The 21,363-nt window shown below is 47.7% G+C and carries 16 protein-coding genes, 3 rRNA genes and 2 pseudogenes; 8 read left to right on the top strand and 13 right to left on the bottom strand.

The window, feature by feature from the left end; genetic code table 11:
- Positions 1 to 47 precede the first annotated feature (47 nt).
- The 7 genes from M1D71_RS04105 to M1D71_RS04075 all read left to right on the top strand — a co-directional run bounded on the left by M1D71_RS04105 (position 48) and on the right by M1D71_RS04075 (position 6,313).
- A complete protein-coding gene (locus M1D71_RS04105) occupies positions 48 to 815 on the top strand; it encodes an ABC transporter ATP-binding protein (protein ID WP_458125361.1) in 768 nt (255 codons plus the stop codon).
- Positions 802 to 1,614, top strand: coding sequence for an ABC transporter permease (locus tag M1D71_RS04100; RefSeq protein ID WP_458125360.1), 813 nt, complete (start codon positions 802 to 804; stop codon positions 1,612 to 1,614). Before M1D71_RS04105 ends, M1D71_RS04100 begins: the two co-directional genes overlap by 14 nt.
- A gap of 162 nt (positions 1,615 to 1,776) precedes the next feature.
- Positions 1,777 to 2,850, top strand: a complete 1,074-nt coding sequence (locus tag M1D71_RS04095; protein ID WP_458125359.1) for an ABC transporter substrate-binding protein — start codon at positions 1,777 to 1,779, stop codon at positions 2,848 to 2,850.
- A gap of 122 nt (positions 2,851 to 2,972) precedes the next feature.
- Positions 2,973 to 3,785, top strand: a complete 813-nt coding sequence (gene thiM, locus M1D71_RS04090; protein WP_458125358.1) for a hydroxyethylthiazole kinase — start codon at positions 2,973 to 2,975, stop codon at positions 3,783 to 3,785.
- Positions 3,782 to 4,594, top strand: a complete 813-nt coding sequence (gene thiD, locus M1D71_RS04085; RefSeq protein WP_458125357.1) for a bifunctional hydroxymethylpyrimidine kinase/phosphomethylpyrimidine kinase — start codon at positions 3,782 to 3,784, stop codon at positions 4,592 to 4,594. The genes thiM and thiD overlap by 4 nt, the downstream gene beginning before the upstream one ends.
- Positions 4,594 to 5,259, top strand: coding sequence for a thiamine phosphate synthase (gene thiE, locus M1D71_RS04080; RefSeq protein WP_458125356.1), 666 nt, complete (start codon positions 4,594 to 4,596; stop codon positions 5,257 to 5,259). The genes thiD and thiE overlap by 1 nt, the downstream gene beginning before the upstream one ends.
- Before the next feature lie 310 nt (positions 5,260 to 5,569).
- Positions 5,570 to 6,313: a MerR family transcriptional regulator gene (locus M1D71_RS04075; protein ID WP_458125355.1), complete on the top strand. Its 744-nt coding sequence runs from the start codon at positions 5,570 to 5,572 to the stop codon at positions 6,311 to 6,313.
- A 200-nt stretch (positions 6,314 to 6,513) separates the two neighbouring features.
- Here the strand turns inward: M1D71_RS04075 and M1D71_RS04070 are convergent.
- From M1D71_RS04070 to M1D71_RS04025, 10 genes and pseudogenes are all read right to left on the bottom strand, one after another.
- A pseudogene (locus M1D71_RS04070) lies at positions 6,514 to 7,842 on the bottom strand (IS3 family transposase).
- 303 nt (positions 7,843 to 8,145) lie between these two features.
- On the bottom strand, positions 8,146 to 8,628 hold the full coding sequence (locus M1D71_RS04065; RefSeq protein ID WP_458125354.1) for a hypothetical protein: 483 nt from the start codon (positions 8,626 to 8,628) through the stop codon (positions 8,146 to 8,148).
- A gap of 279 nt (positions 8,629 to 8,907) precedes the next feature.
- Positions 8,908 to 9,564 carry a deoxynucleoside kinase gene (locus tag M1D71_RS04060; protein ID WP_458125353.1) on the bottom strand — a complete coding sequence of 219 codons (657 nt, stop codon included), beginning with the start codon at positions 9,562 to 9,564 and terminating at the stop codon, positions 8,908 to 8,910.
- Positions 9,561 to 10,184, bottom strand: coding sequence for a deoxynucleoside kinase (locus M1D71_RS04055; RefSeq protein ID WP_458125352.1), 624 nt, complete (start codon positions 10,182 to 10,184; stop codon positions 9,561 to 9,563). The genes M1D71_RS04060 and M1D71_RS04055 overlap by 4 nt, the downstream gene beginning before the upstream one ends.
- A 250-nt stretch (positions 10,185 to 10,434) precedes the next feature.
- A 5S ribosomal RNA gene (gene rrf / locus M1D71_RS04050) occupies positions 10,435 to 10,551 on the bottom strand.
- Between the two features lie 81 nt (positions 10,552 to 10,632).
- Positions 10,633 to 13,560: ribosomal RNA gene (locus M1D71_RS04045) — 23S ribosomal RNA — on the bottom strand.
- A gap of 366 nt (positions 13,561 to 13,926) precedes the next feature.
- A 16S ribosomal RNA gene (locus M1D71_RS04040) occupies positions 13,927 to 15,479 on the bottom strand.
- The 16S, 23S and 5S rRNA genes sit together here, the layout of an rRNA operon.
- Before the next feature lie 663 nt (positions 15,480 to 16,142).
- Positions 16,143 to 17,318, bottom strand: a complete 1,176-nt coding sequence (locus M1D71_RS04035; protein ID WP_458125351.1) for a YhgE/Pip domain-containing protein — start codon at positions 17,316 to 17,318, stop codon at positions 16,143 to 16,145.
- A gap of 80 nt (positions 17,319 to 17,398) precedes the next feature.
- The gene (locus tag M1D71_RS04030) at positions 17,399 to 17,830 is read right to left on the bottom strand and encodes a MarR family winged helix-turn-helix transcriptional regulator (RefSeq protein WP_036605963.1); all 432 of its coding nucleotides are present in this window, start codon (positions 17,828 to 17,830) and stop codon (positions 17,399 to 17,401) included.
- A 165-nt stretch (positions 17,831 to 17,995) separates the two neighbouring features.
- Complete coding sequence (locus M1D71_RS04025; protein WP_090904771.1) at positions 17,996 to 18,163, bottom strand: DUF3934 family protein; 168 nt, start codon at positions 18,161 to 18,163, stop codon at positions 17,996 to 17,998.
- Positions 18,164 to 18,466: 303 nt separating this feature from the next.
- Between M1D71_RS04025 and M1D71_RS04020 the strand changes: the two are divergent.
- Positions 18,467 to 18,595, top strand: a pseudogene (locus M1D71_RS04020) (family 1 glycosylhydrolase); the annotation flags it as partial.
- An 88-nt stretch (positions 18,596 to 18,683) separates the two neighbouring features.
- On the opposite strand, the gene M1D71_RS04015 reads toward M1D71_RS04020, so the two are convergent.
- The 3 genes from M1D71_RS04015 to M1D71_RS04005 form a co-directional block, all read right to left on the bottom strand.
- A complete protein-coding gene (locus tag M1D71_RS04015; protein WP_458125350.1) occupies positions 18,684 to 19,904 on the bottom strand; it encodes an MFS transporter in 1,221 nt (406 codons plus the stop codon).
- Positions 19,905 to 19,936: 32 nt separating this feature from the next.
- Positions 19,937 to 20,536: a TetR/AcrR family transcriptional regulator gene (locus tag M1D71_RS04010; protein ID WP_458127153.1), complete on the bottom strand. Its 600-nt coding sequence runs from the start codon at positions 20,534 to 20,536 to the stop codon at positions 19,937 to 19,939.
- A gap of 221 nt (positions 20,537 to 20,757) precedes the next feature.
- The gene (locus M1D71_RS04005) at positions 20,758 to 21,174 is read right to left on the bottom strand and encodes a VOC family protein (RefSeq protein WP_458127152.1); all 417 of its coding nucleotides are present in this window, start codon (positions 21,172 to 21,174) and stop codon (positions 20,758 to 20,760) included.
- Positions 21,175 to 21,363: the final 189 nt, after the last annotated feature.

The raw sequence follows: 21,363 nt of genomic DNA, 5'->3' as shown, positions 1-21,363 counted from the left end.
ATGTCGTTGTTATTTCACCAGTCTGACATTAAGGGGGTGAGGATCAGATGGCCAACCATGTAACCATTCACAACGTAAGCTTCGCTTTTCCCGAAAAAAAAGATCCACCCGTACTCTCCAATGTGTCGCTTCAGGTTCAACAGAGAGAATTTGTCTCACTCATTGGCTCCAGCGGATCAGGTAAAAGCACGCTCTTCAAGCTGCTCGCAGGCTTGCATGAGCCAACCGTCGGCACCATCGACATTGCCGATGTACCGCAAGGACAACGGCTCGGACGAGTCGCCTATATGCCGCAGAAAGATCTGCTGTTATCCTGGCGGACCGTCTTGGAGAACTGCATGCTGCCTGCCGAGTTGGCACCAGGCCGACAGAACAAGGACAAGCTGCGGGCCGACATCATGGCTGGATTAGCCAGGTTCGGCCTGTCAGGTTATGAACATTCCTATCCGGATGAGTTATCCGGTGGCATGCGGCAGCGGGTAGCACTGCTTCGTACTTTGCTTACAGGCGGACAGCTCATGTTGCTGGATGAACCCTTCGGTGCGCTCGACGCCTTAACCAAACGAGAAATGCATCGCTGGTTGTTGGAGCTGTGGGAGGGCTTTGGCCAAACCGTCCTGTTTATTACACATGACATTGAAGAAGCATTGCTTTTAAGTGATCGTATTATTCTACTAACTCCAGGCGGACAAGGTCAGCAACTGCGGGAAATGACGGTTCCTTTGCCACGTCCAAGGCATTCGGACCTGATCTACGAACCGGCTCTCGTGCAGATGAGACGACAACTGGAGGAACAATTGCATGCGAAGCGATAAGGTTAGCGTCCAGACGTGGCTCTCGAAGTGGTTTTCCCAATATGGTTTGTTCATTCTGCTCATGCTCTTTTTACTGGCGATCTGGGAAACGATTGTACGTATGGGATGGGTGCCTTCCTTCATCATTCCTGCACCCACGGCCATCGCAGGCTCACTGGTTGAGCATCGTCGTCTGCTGCTGACCATACATCTGCCTGCTACCTTTATGGAGGTTGCTGTTGGTTTTGGCTTGTCCATAGTGACCGGAATTGCGCTGGCGACAGGCATGCATATGAATCGCTCGATTGAAAAGGCCTTATATCCCTTCATCGTGATCAGTCAGACGATCCCGCTGATTGCCCTGTCCCCCGTATTCATCCTGTGGTTCGGCTACACGCTGTGGAGTAAAGTCGCCGTGGTGTTCCTGATCGCGTTCTTCCCCATTGTGGTCAGTACCTACGATGGACTCCGCCAAGGCGACCCAGAACAGCGTGAACTACTACTCACCATGGGCGCCAGCAAATGGGATATTTTTCGCAAACTCCAGGTTCCGCTGGCACTCCCTTCATTTTTCTCGGGGCTAAAGATGTCTGTGGTGTACTGCGTGGTTGGGGCAACGATTGGCGAATGGCTCGGTGGCAGTAAAGGGCTCGGCTACTTCAGCCGCCGCATGTCCAGCAATATGAATACGGATGCGATGTTTGCCGCTATTGTGCTGTTATCCTTGCTGGGAATCATTTTGTTTGCACTGATTGCTTGGCTGGAGAAACGGTTTAGCTTACGGCGTCATCGTCATGGAGCCAAAAGGAAAGTTGGATAAAACTTAGACAGAAATTAGATGTAAATACAGGAGTTACGATCTTCAAAATATACCTTATGCACAATTTCAGCAGATCTTCAATCAGTACATTGTCACATTGTCCGTTAACATGCTGCTGTCCATTTTCTACAAATCAAAACGATGAAATGAGGAACTTCATTTATGAATAACAAAGGCATATATTCCCTGCTTCCCATCATGCTCATAAGCCTGTTGCTGATTGTTAGTGGATGCAGCACCACGAGTACTAGCAAAAACACGACAACAACAGATTCGGCAACCAATGCACAGCAAACAGACTCGTCTGTAACAGAACCAGCATCAGACGCCAAAGATAAACTGTCCATCATGCTCGACTGGTACCCGAATGCAGTACATTCCTTCTTCTACGTTGCTCAAGAAAAAGGATACTTTGCAGATCAAGGTCTCGATGTCGATATTCAGATGCCTGCGGATACCAATGATTCACTCAAACTTGTTGCTGCCGGGAAAATCGATCTGGCTCTAAGCTACCAACCCCAAATATTGCTCGCGCGTGGCGAGAACATTCCTGTACGTTCCATTGCTGCTGTCGTTCGGCATCCGCTGGTGCATCTGTTGACCGAAGCGAATGGCAACGTGAATTCACCCAAAGATCTTGAAAGAAAGACTGTCGGTTATTCCTCCATTCCTCTGTATGAAGCGATGGTGCATACGATGATTAGCCACGATGGCGGCAACCCCGACAACATGAATCTGGTCGACGTCGGGTTCGATCTGATTCCTTCGCTGGCTTCCGGACAGGCGGATGCGATAATGGGTGGTTTTATTAACCATGAACAATTGATTTTGGAGAAAGAAGGACATGCCATGAGATCGATTAACCCCGTCGATTATGGTGTGCCTGATTATTATGAATTGGTTCTGACCGCAAGTGAAGCTGGCATTGAAGCGAAAAAGGACCAGCTTACCCGGTTCGTCAAAGCGATCCAGGAGGGCCAGACATATGTAACGGAGCACCCAGAGGAAGCCTTGAATATTCTGCTGGCTCATGAGAATGAAACATCTCCGCTAGACGCCGAGATCGAAACCAAAAGTCTGGCTATTTTACTGCCACTTATGAATGAAGAAGGACAATCGTTTGGTCGGCAGGAAATGGAGTCGTGGGAGAATGTACGTGCATGGCTCGTTGTAAACGAATTGATTCCTGAAACAGTGAAAGCCGAGGATGCTTTTACTAATTTGCACGGAGAGTAAGTAAAATTTGAAGCGGTCTCAGAAATCTAAGGAACCTGAGCCACGCTATATCGGAATAACAACCGTTTGTAGCTTTTTAGTCAGAAGATTCTGGAAAGCATACAAAACAAGGAGGAAATTATATGTCTTATCTGGAACGTGTTCGTACGCAAAACCCGTTGGTACACAATATCACTAACCTTGTCGTGGCTCCCTTTACAGCCAATGGTCTGCTTGCACTTGGTGCGTCCCCTTTTATGGCCTATGCTCATGAGGAAGTTGCCGATGTCGCCAAGATGTCAGGAGCCGTGGTACTCAACATTGGTACACTCGATGACAAAGTAGTTCAGGCGATCCGATTGGCTGGTCAATCAGCTAATGCGCATCACGTGCCTGTGGTGCTCGATCCCGTCGGTGCAGGTGCAACCACCTATCGTACAGAAACCGTTCAGATGCTCGTTCGTGAACTCCGCCTCACGGTATTGCGCGGCAATGTGGCCGAAATCGCCAATGTCATCGGTGAGAGCTGGAGCATCAAAGGTGTGGACGCAGGATCAGGTGAGGGTGACCGGATCGGCATTGCGGAGCGGGCAGCACATAAGCTCGGCTGTGTCGTGGTCATTACGGGGAAAGAAGATATCATTACCGATGGACAATCCACATTCCTCACGAGTAATGGACATGCCCTGCTCACTCAGATCACGGGTGCTGGCTGTCTGCTAAGTTCGGTGATTGGCGCTTTTACAGCCATAGTGGAATCGGAAGCCGATCTTCTAGGCAGTGTTGTTGAAGCGCTCGCTTTTTATGGCGTAGCGGCTGAACTAGCGGCAGAGCACACGGCACATCAGGGGCCAGGCAGCTTCCAGATTGAGTTGTTGAATCAACTGGCACAAGTGACACCTGAACTCTTGGCAGAGCACGCACAGATACGTCAGATCCGTGGAGGTGCAGTATGAGCATTGCTCAAGCGCTAACCATTGCAGGCTCTGATAACGGGGGCGGCGCAGGAATTCAGGCTGATCTGAAAACGTTCCAGGAGCTTGGGGTATATGGCATGACCGTCATCACCGCTATTGCTGCTCAAAATACAACAGGTGTGCAGGGTGTCTTCCCCATCCCTTACGATGGTATCAAACAGCAACTGGACTCGACAGGTGAAGACTTTCAACCAACTGCAGCGAAGACCGGCATGTTATATAGTGCTGAGATTATTCGGCTTGTCGCTGAAAAATGGCAGCAATACCGTTGGTCTAATCTGGTCATCGACCCCGTGATGGTCGCCAAAGGTGGTGCTCCTCTACTTCAGCAGGAAGCTGTACAGGCGCTGGTCACGGAGCTATTGCCTCATGCCCTGATCACAACACCCAATATTCCGGAAGCAGAACTGCTCACTGGAATGTCCATTACGAATCTGAACGCCCGGGAAGAAGCCGCAAAGCAGATCGTACAGATGGGCTCGACGTATGCTTTGCTCAAAGGAGGCCATGATGAGGGTAGCGGCATGATTATTGATGTGCTCTACGATGGACAGACTTTTCACTATCTGGAGAATATTCGTGTGATCACACGCCATACGCATGGAACGGGGTGCACGTACTCTGCTGCCATCACCGCAGAGTTAGCTAAGGGTTCCTCGGTTCTGGCTGCCGTTACGACCGCGCGAGCATTCATTCAGGCAGCCATTGAAGATGAGCTGGGGATTGGGGCCGGACATGGGCCGACGAATCATTTTGCGTATCAGCGCAGACAGCGGGGTGAGCAGTGATGCGCCTTTGGGATGCAGAAGCCGTGCGACGCGCGATGCAGGTGTATTTGGTGATGGGCAGCGTCAATACGACGCAAGACCCGGTGGAAGTGCTGCGCCAGGCCATTGCTGGCGGCATCACGCTGTTCCAGTTCCGCGAAAAGGGAACTGGCGCCCTGGTCGGCGAAGCTCGCATCACGCTTGCGATGCAGCTTCGCGAGGTGTGCAGCCAGCACGGGGTCCCGTTCATCGTGAACGATGATGTGGAGCTGGCTGTAGCGGTGGAGGCCGACGGCGTGCATGTCGGCCAAGGAGATGCGGACGCGGCGCTGGTACGCGCCCGCATTGGAGAAGGGCGGATGCTTGGCGTATCCGCCCACTCTGTGGATGAGGCGCGCCGTGCGGTGCAGGCGGGCGCCGACTATCTTGGCGTCGGGCCCATGTACCCGACGCGCTCCAAAGCGGATGCCCACGCTGTGCTGGGCCCCGCAGGGGTGGCGGAACTGCGCGCCGCAGGCATCGCAGTTCCGATTGTGGGTATCGGCGGCATTACGCCCGATACCACGGCCGCCGTGATGGCGGCTGGAGCCGACGGCGTAGCCGTCATCTCCGCCATCGCGGGCGCGGCCGACGTGCGCGCAGCGGCTTCGCAGTTCGCTGCGGCAGTGCGCGGGATGCAGGCGTAGCCATGCTCTCCCTGCACTGCCAGCCCGTGGGCTGCACCGAATGCATATATGCAGCCCACACAACTGCTCGCTCTCCTCTCCATAACAGAGGAGCCTCACAAGCCCCTGCCGGTGCGGCAGTCTATGTCTTCGACTCAGAAGCGCATCCGCTCCCCTAAAGTGACTAATACAATAATCTAGTCACTTCTAGTCACCTAATCCATGAACAAGATGCAGCCTCCATGCTTGCATCTTGTTTTTTTTCATTTTCAACTGTTGACTCTCACGTAACGTGACACTGTACAATCGGTGTTGTAAGGAGGTTTCACACATGGCCATGAAGGTAAAAGAAGTTGCCGAACTCGCCTCGATCAGTGTGCGCACACTGCATCACTATGATGAGATCGGACTATTAACCCCGGACGAAGTAACTTCTGCCGGATATCGATTATATTCAGATGCCAATCTGGAACGGTTGCAGCAGATTTTGTTTTTCAAGGAACTCGACTTCTCTCTGAAGGAGATCAAAGACATTATAAACAACCCCTCCTTCGATCCGGAGGAAGCGCTAAATATGCATCGACTAATTCTATTGGAGAAGCGTCAACGCTTAGACCAGATGATTGCCACCATTGATAGAACAGTTTTACATGTGAGAGGAGAAATTAAAATGACAGCCAAAGAACAATTCGAAGGATTTGATTTTAGCCAGAATCCGTACGAACAGGAAGCGCGGGAGCGCTGGGGAGATCATGCCGTTGATCAGGCAAACCAGAAGCTGCACAGTCAGTCGGGCGAGAAGCAGAAGGCTCTATCCGATCAAATGAACGAAATCTACAGACATCTGGCTGCACTTCGTCACACAGAACCAGCATCTGCGGAGGCACAGGCCGGCATCAAAGAGTGGTACACTTGGCTGAACCAAATGGGAAACTACACACCTGAAGCCTTCAGAGGACTCGGTCAGATGTATGTGGACGATGAACGCTTCACACGCAATATTGATCAATTTGGCGATGGTTTGGCAGTATTCATGAGAGATGCCATGGCTGTATTTGCGGACCAAAACAAATAATGTAGACCTGTCTGCGCCGATTGCAGTATTAATCATCACTATTTCCATATGCAACGCCATTGTCATCAAGGGAGACATCTGATTCATGCTGTTTCAATAATCATGGACACGATATCGATATTGCCAATACTGTCGCCCATATACAAAAGGGACGTACGCCCTCTAAACTGTACCCCTTGTAAAGGACAATTAAAAAAAGGTTAGGCAACTTCAAGCTGCTGTCTGTATCGTACAGGCGGCAGTTTGTTTAAGTTCCATTGACCTCGATAATGATTGTAATAGATCATGTAGCTCTTCACTTCTTTCCTAACTTCTGCCAAGGTCATGCACGTTTTGAAATTCGTTTCATCTTTGAAATGCCCAAAGAATGACTCTTGTGGAGCGTTATCCCAACAATTTCCTCTACGGGACATGGATTGATTCAGCCCCATTTTCTTCACAAGCTTTTGGAACTTCGGATTGGTGTAGTGAAATCCTTGATCCGAATGAATCAAGGCATCCGGGGTGAGATGGCGATGTTTCTTGAGTTGTTTCAACGTGTCGATTGCAATGTCCAAACCAAGTGAAGCAGAGACTTCAAAGGCCAAAATCTCATTCGTTTCGGCATCTTTTATCGTTGATAGATAGGCACGCTTGTTTTTCCCATAGGTTAAATACGTGATGTCGGTTAAGAGAACTTTACCGGCGATCCCTTGCTTAAAAGCTCGCTTTAATATGTTGGGACAGGTTCGATGTTCTTGGGTCGCTTTAGCCAAACGACGCGCGGGATTTGCTTTTCGAATTGGACAAACGATGTTGTACTTTTGCATGACTCGACGGATGCGCTTGAGGTTGTATGTGACTCCATATTGATGCTCCAGCGTCATTTTGATTTGACGAGCCCCCTTCCTTCTTCCCCGGTAACGGTAGGCTTTCAGAAGAATCGCTTTGACTTTTTCATCGTTTTGTTCCTGTTTTTGACGATGTAATTGAGCATTTCCACTACGATATCGGTAATAGCCGGAACGTGAGACCCCTGCGATTTCACAAAGAACATGCACCTTTCTTTGGAAAGGGTATGTCTTCATCATCTGTTGGAATCAGTTCGAACTTTTGTGACGTACATAGTTTGATTTCTTTTTTTTCATCTGCCTTTCGAGTTGATCGAGCTTTTTTAAGAATTCATTCTCCGCCTCAAGCCATTTCATTTTTGCTTCCAAACGGGTGTATTTTTCTTCGAGACTTAATTCACGGGTCAGAGGACGGCCTGAGGCGTGTGTTCTAGCGTCTGTTAATCCAGTCGGCCCTTGTTCTTGAAAAGCTGTGAGCCAACGATTGGAAGCCTTCCGAATCCGGGTTGCACCCAAAGCATCAATGTCAAAACCCGCTTCCTGAAAAATCTCACTTGGAAGTTTACCTTGACCATACTCTTGAATAAATCGTTCTTTAAAAGCATCCATATATGTAATGGCTTTAGCACTGACATTTTTCACATAGGGATTTGTTCTTAACTGCATTTGCTCTTGAGTTGTAAATAACTTTTTAGACATCTGCTTCGACCACCGCTCCGTTTTTTTATTAATTGTACACAAAAAAGACCCTACAAGATGACCTTTTTAAAGTGTCTATCTTATAGGGTACAGTTTACTCAGGCGTCACGTCCCTTTATGTATCCAAGTAACTCAGCCGCAATGTGAACAACTCATATTGGTGTTCACTCTGAGCACTTTCTGAATATCTGCGATTGTTACCTTTACGAGTTCTCCGTGGTTTTGCCAACGGCAAGTGCAGCATAACGTAGATTGCTCTTTACTACGTTTTTCTTCCACTTCCTACATCCACCGTCTATCGAATTATGCTCTTGGTGCGTGATCCGTTGACGACGCGTCCGAAGCCAGGCTGGTTCTCGCCATCCGGCCAGGAATCTGCCATGCAGACACAATCGCAAGCACAATGAATAACAAATCAATCGGTTGACTGAAATACTCCTGGAAGGTTTCCACAAACGCACTGATCATCTCGCTATCAAACACGAGTTCCATCACGCTTACATCACCAAACAGTTCCGAAGTAAAGTATACCACCGTCAGATATTTACCCAGCAAAATGCCTACGAGAGCAAAAAGTACAGCTATGATCTTATGTACTGTCGCAATTTGTTTGTTCGAGAACAATACAACTGCGTAGCCCGTGAGCGCTCCAATCAAAATGGCAATGAGCCCTACCTCATACTCGGTCATTGCAGCAATAGCTGCCCATACAATGCCTCCCAGAATGGCTGCAATTAAGCCACCAATGATCGGCATACCGATTTTAATTCCTTGTTTCTCTTCCACGTTGTCTTTCCCTCCTGAGTCATGCTTATGCTTATTTTCCAGAATTCACCTATCTATGAAACCACAAAAAGACCTATTATTCAACAACTTTCTACTTTTAGTGACCATGTATCCATTATATTAGAATAGATATGTTAGGTGTCTGTTTCCATATTTACTTAGAAAAACGATTTTACATCTATCCAGAAACATCCCAAGCATTCTCATGATACGAAAAAACATCCCTTTAGCAGCCTAATAGCCGTAAAAGAGATGTTTGTCGTTACTTGTATCTTATTTTTATATTTGAGCTTCCTTGGAAGGCTGAATGACAGCTGCAATCTGTGCCAAAATGGCATCCACCGATGCCGGATCATGCACATCATACTCATCAATGTTCAGGCGTAACACAGGGCAGGCCGTAAACTGGTTAATCCATACCGAATAGCGCTCATGCATGTGCTCCCAGTACGAACGATCCGTTTGAATTTCCATCTCGCGTCCGCGTTCGGTAATACGGCTCAAAATCGACGGCAGACTGCCTTCCAGATAGATCAGTACATCTGGATGTGGGAAATACGGTGTCATCACCATCGCTTCAAACAAACTGCTGTATGTCTCGAAATCTGTAGCAGACATGGTTCCTTGATCCGCATGCATCTGTGCAAAAATGCCCGTATCTTCATAGATGGATCGATCCTGTACGAATCCTCCACCCAGTTCAAAAATCTTCTTCTGTTCCTTAAAGCGCTCCGCCAGGAAATAAATCTGCAAATGAAAGCTCCAACGCTCGAAATCATGATAGAACTTCTCCAAATAAGGATTGTGATCGACTTGCTCCAGAGAGGTCTTAAAATTCAAACGCTGTGCAAGTGCAGCTGTTAACGTGGATTTACCCACCCCAACCGTACCTGCTACCGTAATTAATGCATTCGTTGGAATGCCATAGTTATTCATATGATATACTCCTTTACCTGATTAACAATCTGCCTGAAGTGCTCAGGATGTTCTACAAAATCGAGTTGCTCCGCGTTGACTTTAATGATTACTGGCGGATTCGAGCTTTTGGCCAAATAGTCCATGCCAGTTTTGTAATCGACGATCAGTTGTTCCATATATGCCGGGTCCATGTCCTGCTCAAATGAGCGTCCACGTTTGTTAATGCGGTACATCAACGTTTCGAGTTCAGCTTCTATATAGAGCACCAGATTGGGCTTCGGCAGATCATCCGTTAACAGATGATAGATTTGACGGTATTTATCCCGTTTCGTTCCCTTTAAGGTACGATCGGCAAAAATCATATTTTTATAGATATGGTAGTCCGAAATGACAGGGGTATTCTGCTCTACGTAGTGAGCGCCCGTGTCTTCCAGTTGTTTAAACCGATTACACAGAAAAAACATTTCCAATTGGAAACTCCACTCGTCGATATCCTGATAAAAGGAAGCCAGAAATGGGTTCTCTTCTACGATTTCTTTAACCAGCGGAAGGTTCAATTCATGGGAAAGCATCGTTGCCAGCGTTGTTTTCCCCGCTCCGATCGGACCTTCCACGGCAATAAACGGGGCTGATTTCATCGTGTTCACTGTTCCTCCTCGTACTTATGCGTGTTTCCGTTTCTATATAGACCTCACCTATTGTATCACAGCTTTAAGGATTGGGACGCCAGTATTTTATGTATATAACAAGTCAAATCGGAACCAATACGATGCAAACCTTCTGTCACATACGTAATTAGTTCTCTATCTATTAAAATAACACGTTGTACACAATGTAATAAAAATAAAAAAAGACACACTCGAAATCATTCAAGTGTGTCTCTCTGTTGCTTGGCGGCGTCCTACTCTCCCAGGACCCTGCGGTCCAAGTACCATCGGCGCTAGAGGGCTTAACGGTCGTGTTCGGGATGGGTACGTGTGGAACCCCTCCGCCATCGCCACCAAACGCATAGCTTAGCTTACATTTCAGAGTTGTTGTTCCCTGAAAACTAGATTCGAAACGAAACATGCGATTTCAAACTTGCTATTGGATAAGCCCTCGACCGATTAGTACTGGTCAGCTCCATGCATTGCTGCACTTCCACCCCCAGCCTATCTACCTCGTCGTCTTCAAGGGGTCTTACATACTGGGAAATCTCATCTTGAGGGGGGCTTCACGCTTAGATGCTTTCAGCGTTTATCCCTTCCGTACATAGCTACCCAGCGGTGCTCCTGGCGGAACAACTGGTACACCAGCGGTACGTCCATCCCGGTCCTCTCGTACTAAGGACAGCTCCTCTCAAATTTCCTACGCCCACGACAGATAGGGACCGAACTGTCTCACGACGTTCTGAACCCAGCTCGCGTACCGCTTTAATGGGCGAACAGCCCAACCCTTGGGACCTACTTCAGCCCCAGGATGCGATGAGCCGACATCGAGGTGCCAAACCTCCCCGTCGATGTGGACTCTTGGGGGAGATAAGCCTGTTATCCCCAGGGTAGCTTTTATCCGTTGAGCGATGGCCCTTCCATGCGGTACCACCGGATCACTAAGCCCGACTTTCGTCCCTGCTCGACTTGTAGGTCTCGCAGTCAAGCTCCCTTATGCCTTTGCACTCTTCGAATGATTTCCAACCATTCTGAGGGAACCTTTGGGCGCCTCCGTTACTCTTTAGGAGGCGACCGCCCCAGTCAAACTGCCCACCTGACACTGTCCCCGCACCGGATTACGGTACCAGGTTAGAACCTAGATACGATCAGGGTGGTATCCCAACGTTGCCTCCACACAAGCTGGCGCTCATGCTTCAAAGGCTCCCACCTATCCTGTACAGATCGTACCCAAATTCAATATCAAGCTGCAGTAAAGCTCCATGGGGTCTTTCCGTCTTGTCGCGGGTAACCTGCATCTTCACAGGTATTAAAATTTCACCGGATCTCTCGTTGAGACAGCGCCCAAGTCGTTACGCCATTCGTGCGGGTCAGAATTTACCTGACAAGGAATTTCGCTACCTTAGGACCGTTATAGTTACGGCCGCCGTTTACTGGGGCTTCGGTTCACAGCTTCGGGATTACTCCCTAACCACTCCCCTTAACCTTCCAGCACCGGGCAGGCGTCAGCCCGTATACTTCGCCTTACGGCTTCGCACAGACCTGTGTTTTTGCTAAACAGTCGCTTGGGCCTTTTCACTGCGGCCCCCTCGTGCTATTCACACTACCGGGGCACCCCTTCTCCCGAAGTTACGGGGTCATTTTGCCGAGTTCCTTAACGAGAGTTCTTCCGCGCGCCTTAGAATACTCTTCTCGCCTACCTGTGTCGGTTTGCGGTACGGGCACCATCACCTGGCTAGAGGCTTTTCTTGGCAGTGTGAGATCATGACCTTCGCTACTGTAATTTTCACTCCCCATCACAGCTCAGCCTTACAATGTGCGGATTTGCCTACACATCAGCCTTACTGCTTAGACGGACATCCATCAGTCCGCGTCACTACCCTACTGCGTCCCCCCATTGCTCATAACGGCTTACGGTGGTACAGGAATTTCGACCTGTTGTCCTTCGACTACGCCTTTCGGCCTCGCCTTAGGTCCCGACTTACCCTGAGCGGACGAGCCTTCCTCAGGAACCCTTAGGCTTTCGGCGGATCAGATTCTCACTGATCTTTTCGTTACTCATACCGGCATTCTCACTTGTATAATGTCCAGCGCTCCTTACGGTACACCTTCAATCCTTATACAACGCTCCCCTACCCCTGATGCAAAGCATCAAGCCATAGCTTCGGTGGTGTGTTTAGCCCCGTTACATTTTCGGCGCAGAGTCACTCGACCAGTGAGCTATTACGCACTCTTTAAATGATGGCTGCTTCTAAGCCAACATCCTGGTTGTCTGTGCAACTCCACATCCTTTCCCACTTAACACACACTTGGGGACCTTAGCTGATGGTCTGGGCTGTTTCCCTTTTGACAATGGATCTTAGCACTCACTGTCTGACTCCCGGAAGTAAGTCTATGGCATTCGGAGTTTGACTGAGCTTGGTAACCCTTGCGGGCCCCGCACCCAATCAGTGCTCTACCTCCACGACTCTGTTTTCCGAGGCTAGCCCTAAAGCTATTTCGGGGAGAACCAGCTATCTCCGAGTTCGATTGGAATTTCTCCGCTACCCCCACCTCATCCCCGCATTTTTCAACATGCGTGGGTTCGGGCCTCCAGTGCGTGTTACCGCACCTTCACCCTGGACAGGGGTAGATCACCCGGTTTCGGGTCTACGTCCACGTACTAAGTCGCCCTATTCAGACTCGCTTTCGCTGCGGCTCCGGCTCTTCACCTTAACCTTGCACGGGAACGTAACTCGCCGGTTCATTCTACAAAAGGCACGCCATCACCCCTAAAACGGGCTCTGACTTTTTGTAAGCACACGGTTTCAGGTTCTATTTCACTCCCCTTCCGGGGTGCTTTTCACCTTTCCCTCACGGTACTGCTTCACTATCGGTCGCTAGGAAGTATTTAGCCTTGGCAGATGGTCCTGCCGGATTCATACGGGGTTTCACGTGCCCCGCACTACTCGGGATCCGTCTCGGAGGGAACCAACTTTCAATTACAGGGCTTTTACCTTCTTTGGCGGGCCTTTCCAGACCTCTTCGCTTAACCGGTTCCTTTGTAACTCCATGTGAGACGTCCCACAACCCCAAAGAGCAAGCTCTCTGGTTTGGGCTTCTCCGCGTTCGCTCGCCGCTACTGACGGAATCACTATTGTTTTCTCTTCCTCAGGGTACTTAGATGTTTCAGTTCCCCTGGTATGCCTCTGCACAACCTATGTATTCAGTTGTGAGTAACTGGAAATTACCCCAGCTGGGTTTCCCCATTCGGACACCCCCGGATCAAAGCTTGCTTACAGCTCCCCGAGGCAGTTTCGTTGTTCGCCACGTCCTTCATCGGCTCCTAGCGCCTAGGCATCCTCCGTGTGCTCTTAGTAGCTTAACCATATTGCTCCGGTTTTGACTGCTCGCTTCCCTTGTTTTGCTTGCGCAAAGCCAAAAGTCACTCCCATTCAATACCATCGCAAAAGCAATTAACTACCGTTTTTATTGAAACTTGTTTACACAAGTTCAGCTAAAAAGGAATGTTCTAATTCGCATTTACTTTCGTTTCGATATCTAGTTTTCAAAGAACAAGCTCCATGCAAAAGCAAGCTGTTTGAGAGTTTGAGCTCTCAAAACTGAGCAACGAGTGAGTGTTTTGCTCTTCATTTCATCCACACCAAGGTGAAGGACCGAAATGAATTGCGGTCGCAGGTTCAGTGAACCTGCTTATTTGAATGTTTCCGTTACAGGAAACGATTCTCCATAGAAAGGAGGTGATCCAGCCGCACCTTCCGATACGGCTACCTTGTTACGACTTCACCCCAATCATCTATCCCACCTTCGGCGGCTGGCTCCTTGCGGTTACCCCACCGACTTCGGGTGTTATAAACTCTCGTGGTGTGACGGGCGGTGTGTACAAGACCCGGGAACGTATTCACCGCGGCATGCTGATCCGCGATTACTAGCAATTCCGACTTCATGCAGGCGAGTTGCAGCCTGCAATCCGAACTGAGACCGGCTTTGTTGGGATTGGCTCCATCTCGCGATTTCGCAGCCCGTTGTACCGGCCATTGTAGTACGTGTGTAGCCCAGGTCATAAGGGGCATGATGATTTGACGTCATCCCCACCTTCCTCCGGTTTGTCACCGGCAGTCTATCTAGAGTGCCCACCCAAAGTGCTGGCAACTAAATATAAGGGTTGCGCTCGTTGCGGGACTTAACCCAACATCTCACGACACGAGCTGACGACAACCATGCACCACCTGTCTCCTCTGTCCCGAAGGAAAGATACATCTCTGTACCGATCAGAGGGATGTCAAGACCTGGTAAGGTTCTTCGCGTTGCTTCGAATTAAACCACATACTCCACTGCTTGTGCGGGTCCCCGTCAATTCCTTTGAGTTTCAGTCTTGCGACCGTACTCCCCAGGCGGAGTGCTTAATGTGTTAACTTCGGCACCAAGGGTATCGAAACCCCTAACACCTAGCACTCATCGTTTACGGCGTGGACTACCAGGGTATCTAATCCTGTTTGCTCCCCACGCTTTCGCGCCTCAGCGTCAGTTACAGCCCAGAGAGTCGCCTTCGCCACTGGTGTTCCTCCACATATCTACGCATTTCACCGCTACACGTGGAATTCCACTCTCCTCTTCTGCACTCAAGTCACCCAGTTTCCAGTGCGATCCGGGGTTGAGCCCCGGGATTAAACACCAGACTTAAATGACCGCCTGCGCGCGCTTTACGCCCAATAATTCCGGACAACGCTTGCCCCCTACGTATTACCGCGGCTGCTGGCACGTAGTTAGCCGGGGCTTTCTTCTCAGGTACCGTCACCTTGAGAGCAGTTACTCTCCCAAGCGTTCTTCCCTGGCAACAGAGCTTTACGATCCGAAAACCTTCATCACTCACGCGGCATTGCTCCGTCAGGCTTTCGCCCATTGCGGAAGATTCCCTACTGCTGCCTCCCGTAGGAGTCTGGGCCGTGTCTCAGTCCCAGTGTGGCCGATCACCCTCTCAGGTCGGCTACGCATCGTCGCCTTGGTGAGCCGTTACCTCACCAACTAGCTAATGCGCCGCAGGCCCATCCCCAAGTGACAGATTGCTCCGTCTTTCCAGTTCTCTTCAGGCGAAGAAAACAACTATTCGGTATTAGCTACCGTTTCCGGTAGTTGTCCCAAACTTGAGGGCAGGTTGCCTACGTGTTACTCACCCGTCCGCCGCTAGGTATCCAGGAAGCAAGCTTCCTATCAACTCCGCTCGACTTGCATGTATTAGGCATGCCGCCAGCGTTCGTCCTGAGCCAGGATCAAACTCTCCAATAAAGATGAATTTCAGTAGCGTGGTTAAACGCTATGAAAATCATCTCAAGTATTTGAAAAGAGCGATAAGCTCATTTTGAATCTGACGAGATTAAAAATCTCATTTGTGCTCCAGTCGATTCAAGCCAAGGCTTGTCTCAAACTTTCGCGTTCATTCTGCAAGCAGAATGTTTACTCACTCGTTGTTCAGTTTTCAAAGATCAAACTTGTTTCGTTGCCGAACGTTGTTCTCTTCAGCAACTCTTATATATTACCATGTCCGAACCAACTTTGCAAGCTCTTTTTTTAAGTTTCTTTCGAAGCTTATTTTATTCGCTTGCCGCACCGTGTAAACCGTGTTTTCTTGGCCGGATTAATAATATATCACGTATAGATATTAATTACAACACTTAATTTAATTAAATTCAATTTTGAAAATTGACTACCTTTTACTGTGTTGATCTCCATTTAGATTTATTAGGACTAAATCTCCTCTGATATATTTTAGCTTCATTAATAAGCTCAATTAAACTTATCCTTTTATCAACGTCATACAAGATTACAGGGGTACACTGAACGTTACCACGTGTATAAGTAGCAGTATTATAGAAGATAAACAAAAAAAGTGATGCACGCATATAACTATACGTGAACCACTTTTTTGTGTGTTATTACATTATATACCCTTTAATGCTGTGCCTGTGCTGTTGCTGGAGGCGTCATCGTCATTTGTCCATTACCCGCTTTTTGCATGCCAACTCTCAGCAATGTAATTCCCCACGTTATAACGGAGATCAACAGAAGATGAACCACGTATCCACCCACAGCTTCTCCACTATAGATCAAACGCATAAATCCCTGTACTCCATTGGAAGCAGGCAGAAAGTTTCCAATATAACGATAGAATGGCGCCAGCATCTCGGCTGGAATGATATTTCCTGCTGTCATCAACTGGAGCGGAACCATCGCTACATTAAATAGAGGGCCTGCATTGCCAAACAGGGCAAAACTCATTTGTGTAAAACAGATACAAGCCAGACTTACAAGCACATGATACAAATACAACGCGCCGAAGGAGCTCGCAACATCCGTGAACTGAAGAGCTACTGTATCCACAATTAGGGGAACGATCACCGCTATACACAATAACAGCATTTGCCGTCCCCAGAAGATTTCCCATTTGGAATGGTTACGCTTCATGATATTCGACGTAATATTGAACTGAATATTCATGGTCATTGAAGCAATGTAGGTGATAAAACCCAGAATCATGGGCAGCATCGATGTTGCAAAATCACTCACACTGTTCGTTTTATTAATTTCAGCCTTCACAGGCCCTTCATTCATTTTCGCCATCGCTTGTCCAATGGCTGCACTTAAATCGTCGCTGTTTATACTATCGTTATGGAGTGTCAATTCTACCTTGGATTCCAGAATCCCTTGACCCATTTGTGCGGTCATTCCGGTCGCAGCATGTTCCACAATGGATTTGGCTACATCCGCATTACCCTGATTGATATAAAAGGACAAGCTCGCCTCTGTTCCGCTACCAATCTGGTCAGCAAACCCTTCCGGAATCACAATAACCATCGCATAGTTACCCGCATTCATCTGTTGCTCGGCTTCCTTCGTAGAATCCAGCACATTTACCTGGAACGGGGCGAGCGTCTCAATCTGCTTCTGCACTTCTGTTCCCTGTGTCCCATCTTCGTTCACCAGCGCTACTTGAAGCTGATCTACTCTCTCCGTAGCTTGATGATAACCCGTCATCCAGATCACAACAAATAACAACGGAACAAGTAGTGCAAAAACCAATCCTATTTTCGTCTGTGGTACTTTCAAAAATTCTTTGAAGCTTTTCATTCGTTCACGACTCCCAATGGTTAAAATTAAAATAATTGCACTACATATATATGCACATGCACATATTTGGCCAAAAAAATTTATTTCATCTTCTCATAGATTCGATTCATCACATTCATGAATGCTTCAAGCTCTTCAGGGGAACATTCGGCGAGTGCCTCTTGCTCTTGTTGTTTTGCCTTGGGTGTCAGAACGTTATTCATTTCCAGTCCTTCCGCCGTCAAACAAAGCAAAACCGCTCGGCGATCCTGCGGATCTTCTTCTCTGGTCACCAGACCTTTGCGAATCAACTTGTCTATAATTTTCCCCACAGTTGTCTGGTCCCGAACGGTTAATTCAGCCAGTTTCTTCTGTGATATATGACTTCCCGCTTTGCTCAATTCGTTCAGAACTGCAAATTGTTCCGGCGTAATATCCTGTTCACTCAGATTTCTGGTTGTTGTTTTTTTGTATGCCAGATACGTACGTGACAAAATCAGCCCAAGTGGATTTTCATCCATATTTACAGGCATGCTGATGCTCCTTTCTCCATATAGTAGCACTACCATCTAATTTGCGTAAGATCTATATTATTACCAGATCTACAATACTGTCAATTTAATTTTTTATAATTCCAAACAAAAAGAGACCCACCCGATAGTCAGGCAGCTCTCTCCTCTGGCATCGTCAAGCCACACTTACTCGGGCTTGCCACTTGAAGTTTCGGTATCATCCTTCTTCTTCGTGCCTTTACTTTTATAAGGCTTCGGGGCACTTTTCGCCCGGTTAGCAGCTGCTTGCCAACGGTTCCAGCCTTTTTTGCCAGTACCGCGGCCGGTGCCGCCTTTTCCTTTTGCTTTGCTCATCTTATCACTCCATTAATCCTGTATATGCTTAAAAATGACCGTCCTCGGTAACCTATTATGCAACCCAGCCCATCTAATTCACTTCCAGCAATCTTATTATACCAAAAATCCACGTCTTTACGTCCATTTCCAGAAATCAATGTATTGTTATTCTGCTATGAAAGCGGTATAGTGGACATAATTGAAAGAGGAAGCTGCGTCTTCTTCGGGATTGTTACTGGTCAGCAGGCGATACCCAAACCAAGGCTGTTTATTAAGCCTTAGTTTGGGTTTTTTTGTTATTATTATGACCAATTGAGGTGATCAAGCAAACGTTATGGATTCATCTATGTGGACCGTGAGGAATTCGATATCAAGGAATTGAGACGTATCCGCAAACAGAGCTTCCACTGGTATCAAAAACTGATTGAAACGAATGGAGAAATCCGTTAATACCGTAATATCAAAAAAGTCGACTGCACATGTTTTTCCAAGTGTAGTCGACTTCTTTGGTTAATGCATTTATTTCCCAAAATGAAAATTACATTTCAGCCTTCGGTTGTTTTACCGTTTTGACCCCTCTGAGTACCCGTAAGGATAAAAGGAAACAGATTGCCAGAACGGCAGCTGCCGAAACGTAAGGATAGTTAATATTGACATCAAATAGTGCTCCAGCTACGATTGGACCTGCGATATTCCCCAAACTGGTGTACGCCGAGTTCAGTCCGGCCACAAAGCCCTGTTGTTCTTGTGCCAATTTGGACATCTGCGTACTAATTGCCGGACGCAAAATATCCATACCCAGAAACACGATGAAGGTTACGACAAGAATGAGCCAGTACGTATGCACGAACAAGGTCAACAGTACAAATACCGCTACAAATAACAGACAGACCGAAATGACCATCTTTTCACCAAACCGGTTGAGCAACCAACCGATCAATGATACTTGCACAACCGCGCCCGCGATGGAACCAAATGTAATAATGAATGCAATGTCTTTCGTCGTGAAACCAAACTTGTGATCCACAAACAGTGAAAATACCGTCTCATAGTTCGCCAGACCAAATGCCATAACAAACACGATAATCAAGCTGAAAAAGTACGGTTCACGGTACGAATTCAGCAATTGTGTTACCATACCCGGACCTTTAACCTTCGCTGCGCCAGCCACAGGTTTACTTTGCTCTCCTGTGCTTCGTGCCGATTCAGGCAAAATAATCATTGTAATGATCGCTGCCAATAAACCGGCAACCCCTGCCGCATAGAATGGAATTCGAATGCCAAAGTCTGCAATGTATCCACCAATTCCTGGACCAATGATAAATCCGGTTGTTATGGCTGCATTAATCAAGCCCATACCTTTGCCGCGTTCTTCCTCTGTCGTAATATCCGCGGTGTAGGCCATAACTGCCGGGAAGATCATCGCGGCTCCAATACCACCCAGCATACGGGCTGCGAAGAGCAACACCGGTGCATTAACTGCACCAAACATGAACTCCGATACAGCAAAGATCAGCATGCCGCCAACTATAATTTTCTTACGTCCCCAGGTATCCGACCAACGTCCTGCAAGAGGCGAGAACAGAAACTGGGTGAAGGAGAACGCCGCTACTAGCAAACCAACCGTGAACCCCGTGATATGCAGTAGATCCATATATGCAGGCATGATCGGTACAACCAGACCAATACCCGTAAAAACGAGAAAAATATTAAACATTAACAGCAGCAATGCGCCCCTGTTCCGTGTTAGTAATGCCATGATTCCATCCTCCGTAGTTGTCAGAATGTTGCTTAATCTTTATCTTTTGCAATGCCGTGCAAAAATACACTGGCAGCTTGACGGTACAAAGCGAGGGCCTGGTCAGACTCCATACCCCGTGACATCTGACTAAGACCAATAATGGTACTTTCTAAAATCAGTGCGAGATGATCTACATTGTCTGGTTTGAACTCACCGCTCTCAATCCCTTGTTCTATCATTTGTTTGTTAAATTGAAGATGCCGCTTGAACATCAAGGCAATTCGTTCCTCGATATCATTCTCTTTCTTCTCCCCGGTGAAGAACTCATCTGCTGCTTTGGTCAAAGGATGATTCATGTCATCCAGTATCAATTGTTCCGCCAAGCCGTAAATCTTCTCCGTGGAGGTGCGATAAAGATGCTCTTTAGCGGCCCAACTCTCTTCCCACTCCCGATCCCACTCATCGATTAGATAGAGGAACAGACCTTCTTTACTTTTAAAATGGTAATATATATTGCCCTTGCTGCTGCCCGTTGCAGCTACAATATCCTCAATGGACGTTGCTTTATAGCCTTTTTGTACAAAAAGGGCTTTGGAAGCATCCGCAAGTTTTTTCTTGGTCTGCTCAGTCTGAAGTTGTTTTTTATTCATATTCATTCGTTTCACTCCGTTCCATCCATACTGAACATTCGTTCTGTATTTTAACAGATACACTCAATATATGCAATCAAATAAAGGAGAATTAGCCATAGGCCAACTCTCCTTCCGCGTCTGATGGAACGGTAACGATAACTTTTCATAATTGAACCAGTCATCGTGGATAAAAAAATAACCTTCCTATATAAAGGAAGGCTCTACTTAATTTCATTTTATCACTCTGAAGGAAAAGCACTTAGATCCATATAGGAGACTTCCCATAGGTGATCATCCAGATCCTGAAAACTCCATCCATACATGAATCCGTGATCCTGTGGTTCGTTGTATGGCTTCGCTCCTGCATCTAGGGCAGCTTGTACAATCACATCCACCTGCTCACGGCTATCTACAGACAGGGCAACGATAACTTCGGTTGTATCGGCAGCATTGGAGATTTTTTTCGAGATGAAGGATTGGAAACGCTCCTCCACCAGAAGCATGGCATAAATGTTATCTCCGATGATCATACAGGTAGCGGAATCATCCGTAAAATTGGCATCAAACTCAAACCCCACCTTAGTAAAAAAATCAACGGATTTCTTCAAATCTTGGACAGGTAAATTGACAAAAATCTGCTTAGCACGAATAGCCACCATCGATCACCTCGAACTTATATAATAGATTCCACCTCAAAATAACATCTCGCGTATACGCTGTCAATTGAATATAATTAGTGATATTCCAACCTGTGAGGTGACACGGATGTTGTTCCGAATTGTTCGAAGTAAGTAGTCGTCGGGCTGGGTCAAAACGCGTACCAGCTATCACGGGACACGTCTGTC

It is taken from the genome of Paenibacillus sp. Z3-2 (assembly GCF_054161325.1).
The sequence above is the reverse complement of the archived record's forward strand: the minus strand, read 5'-3'. Positions and strand labels throughout refer to the sequence as shown.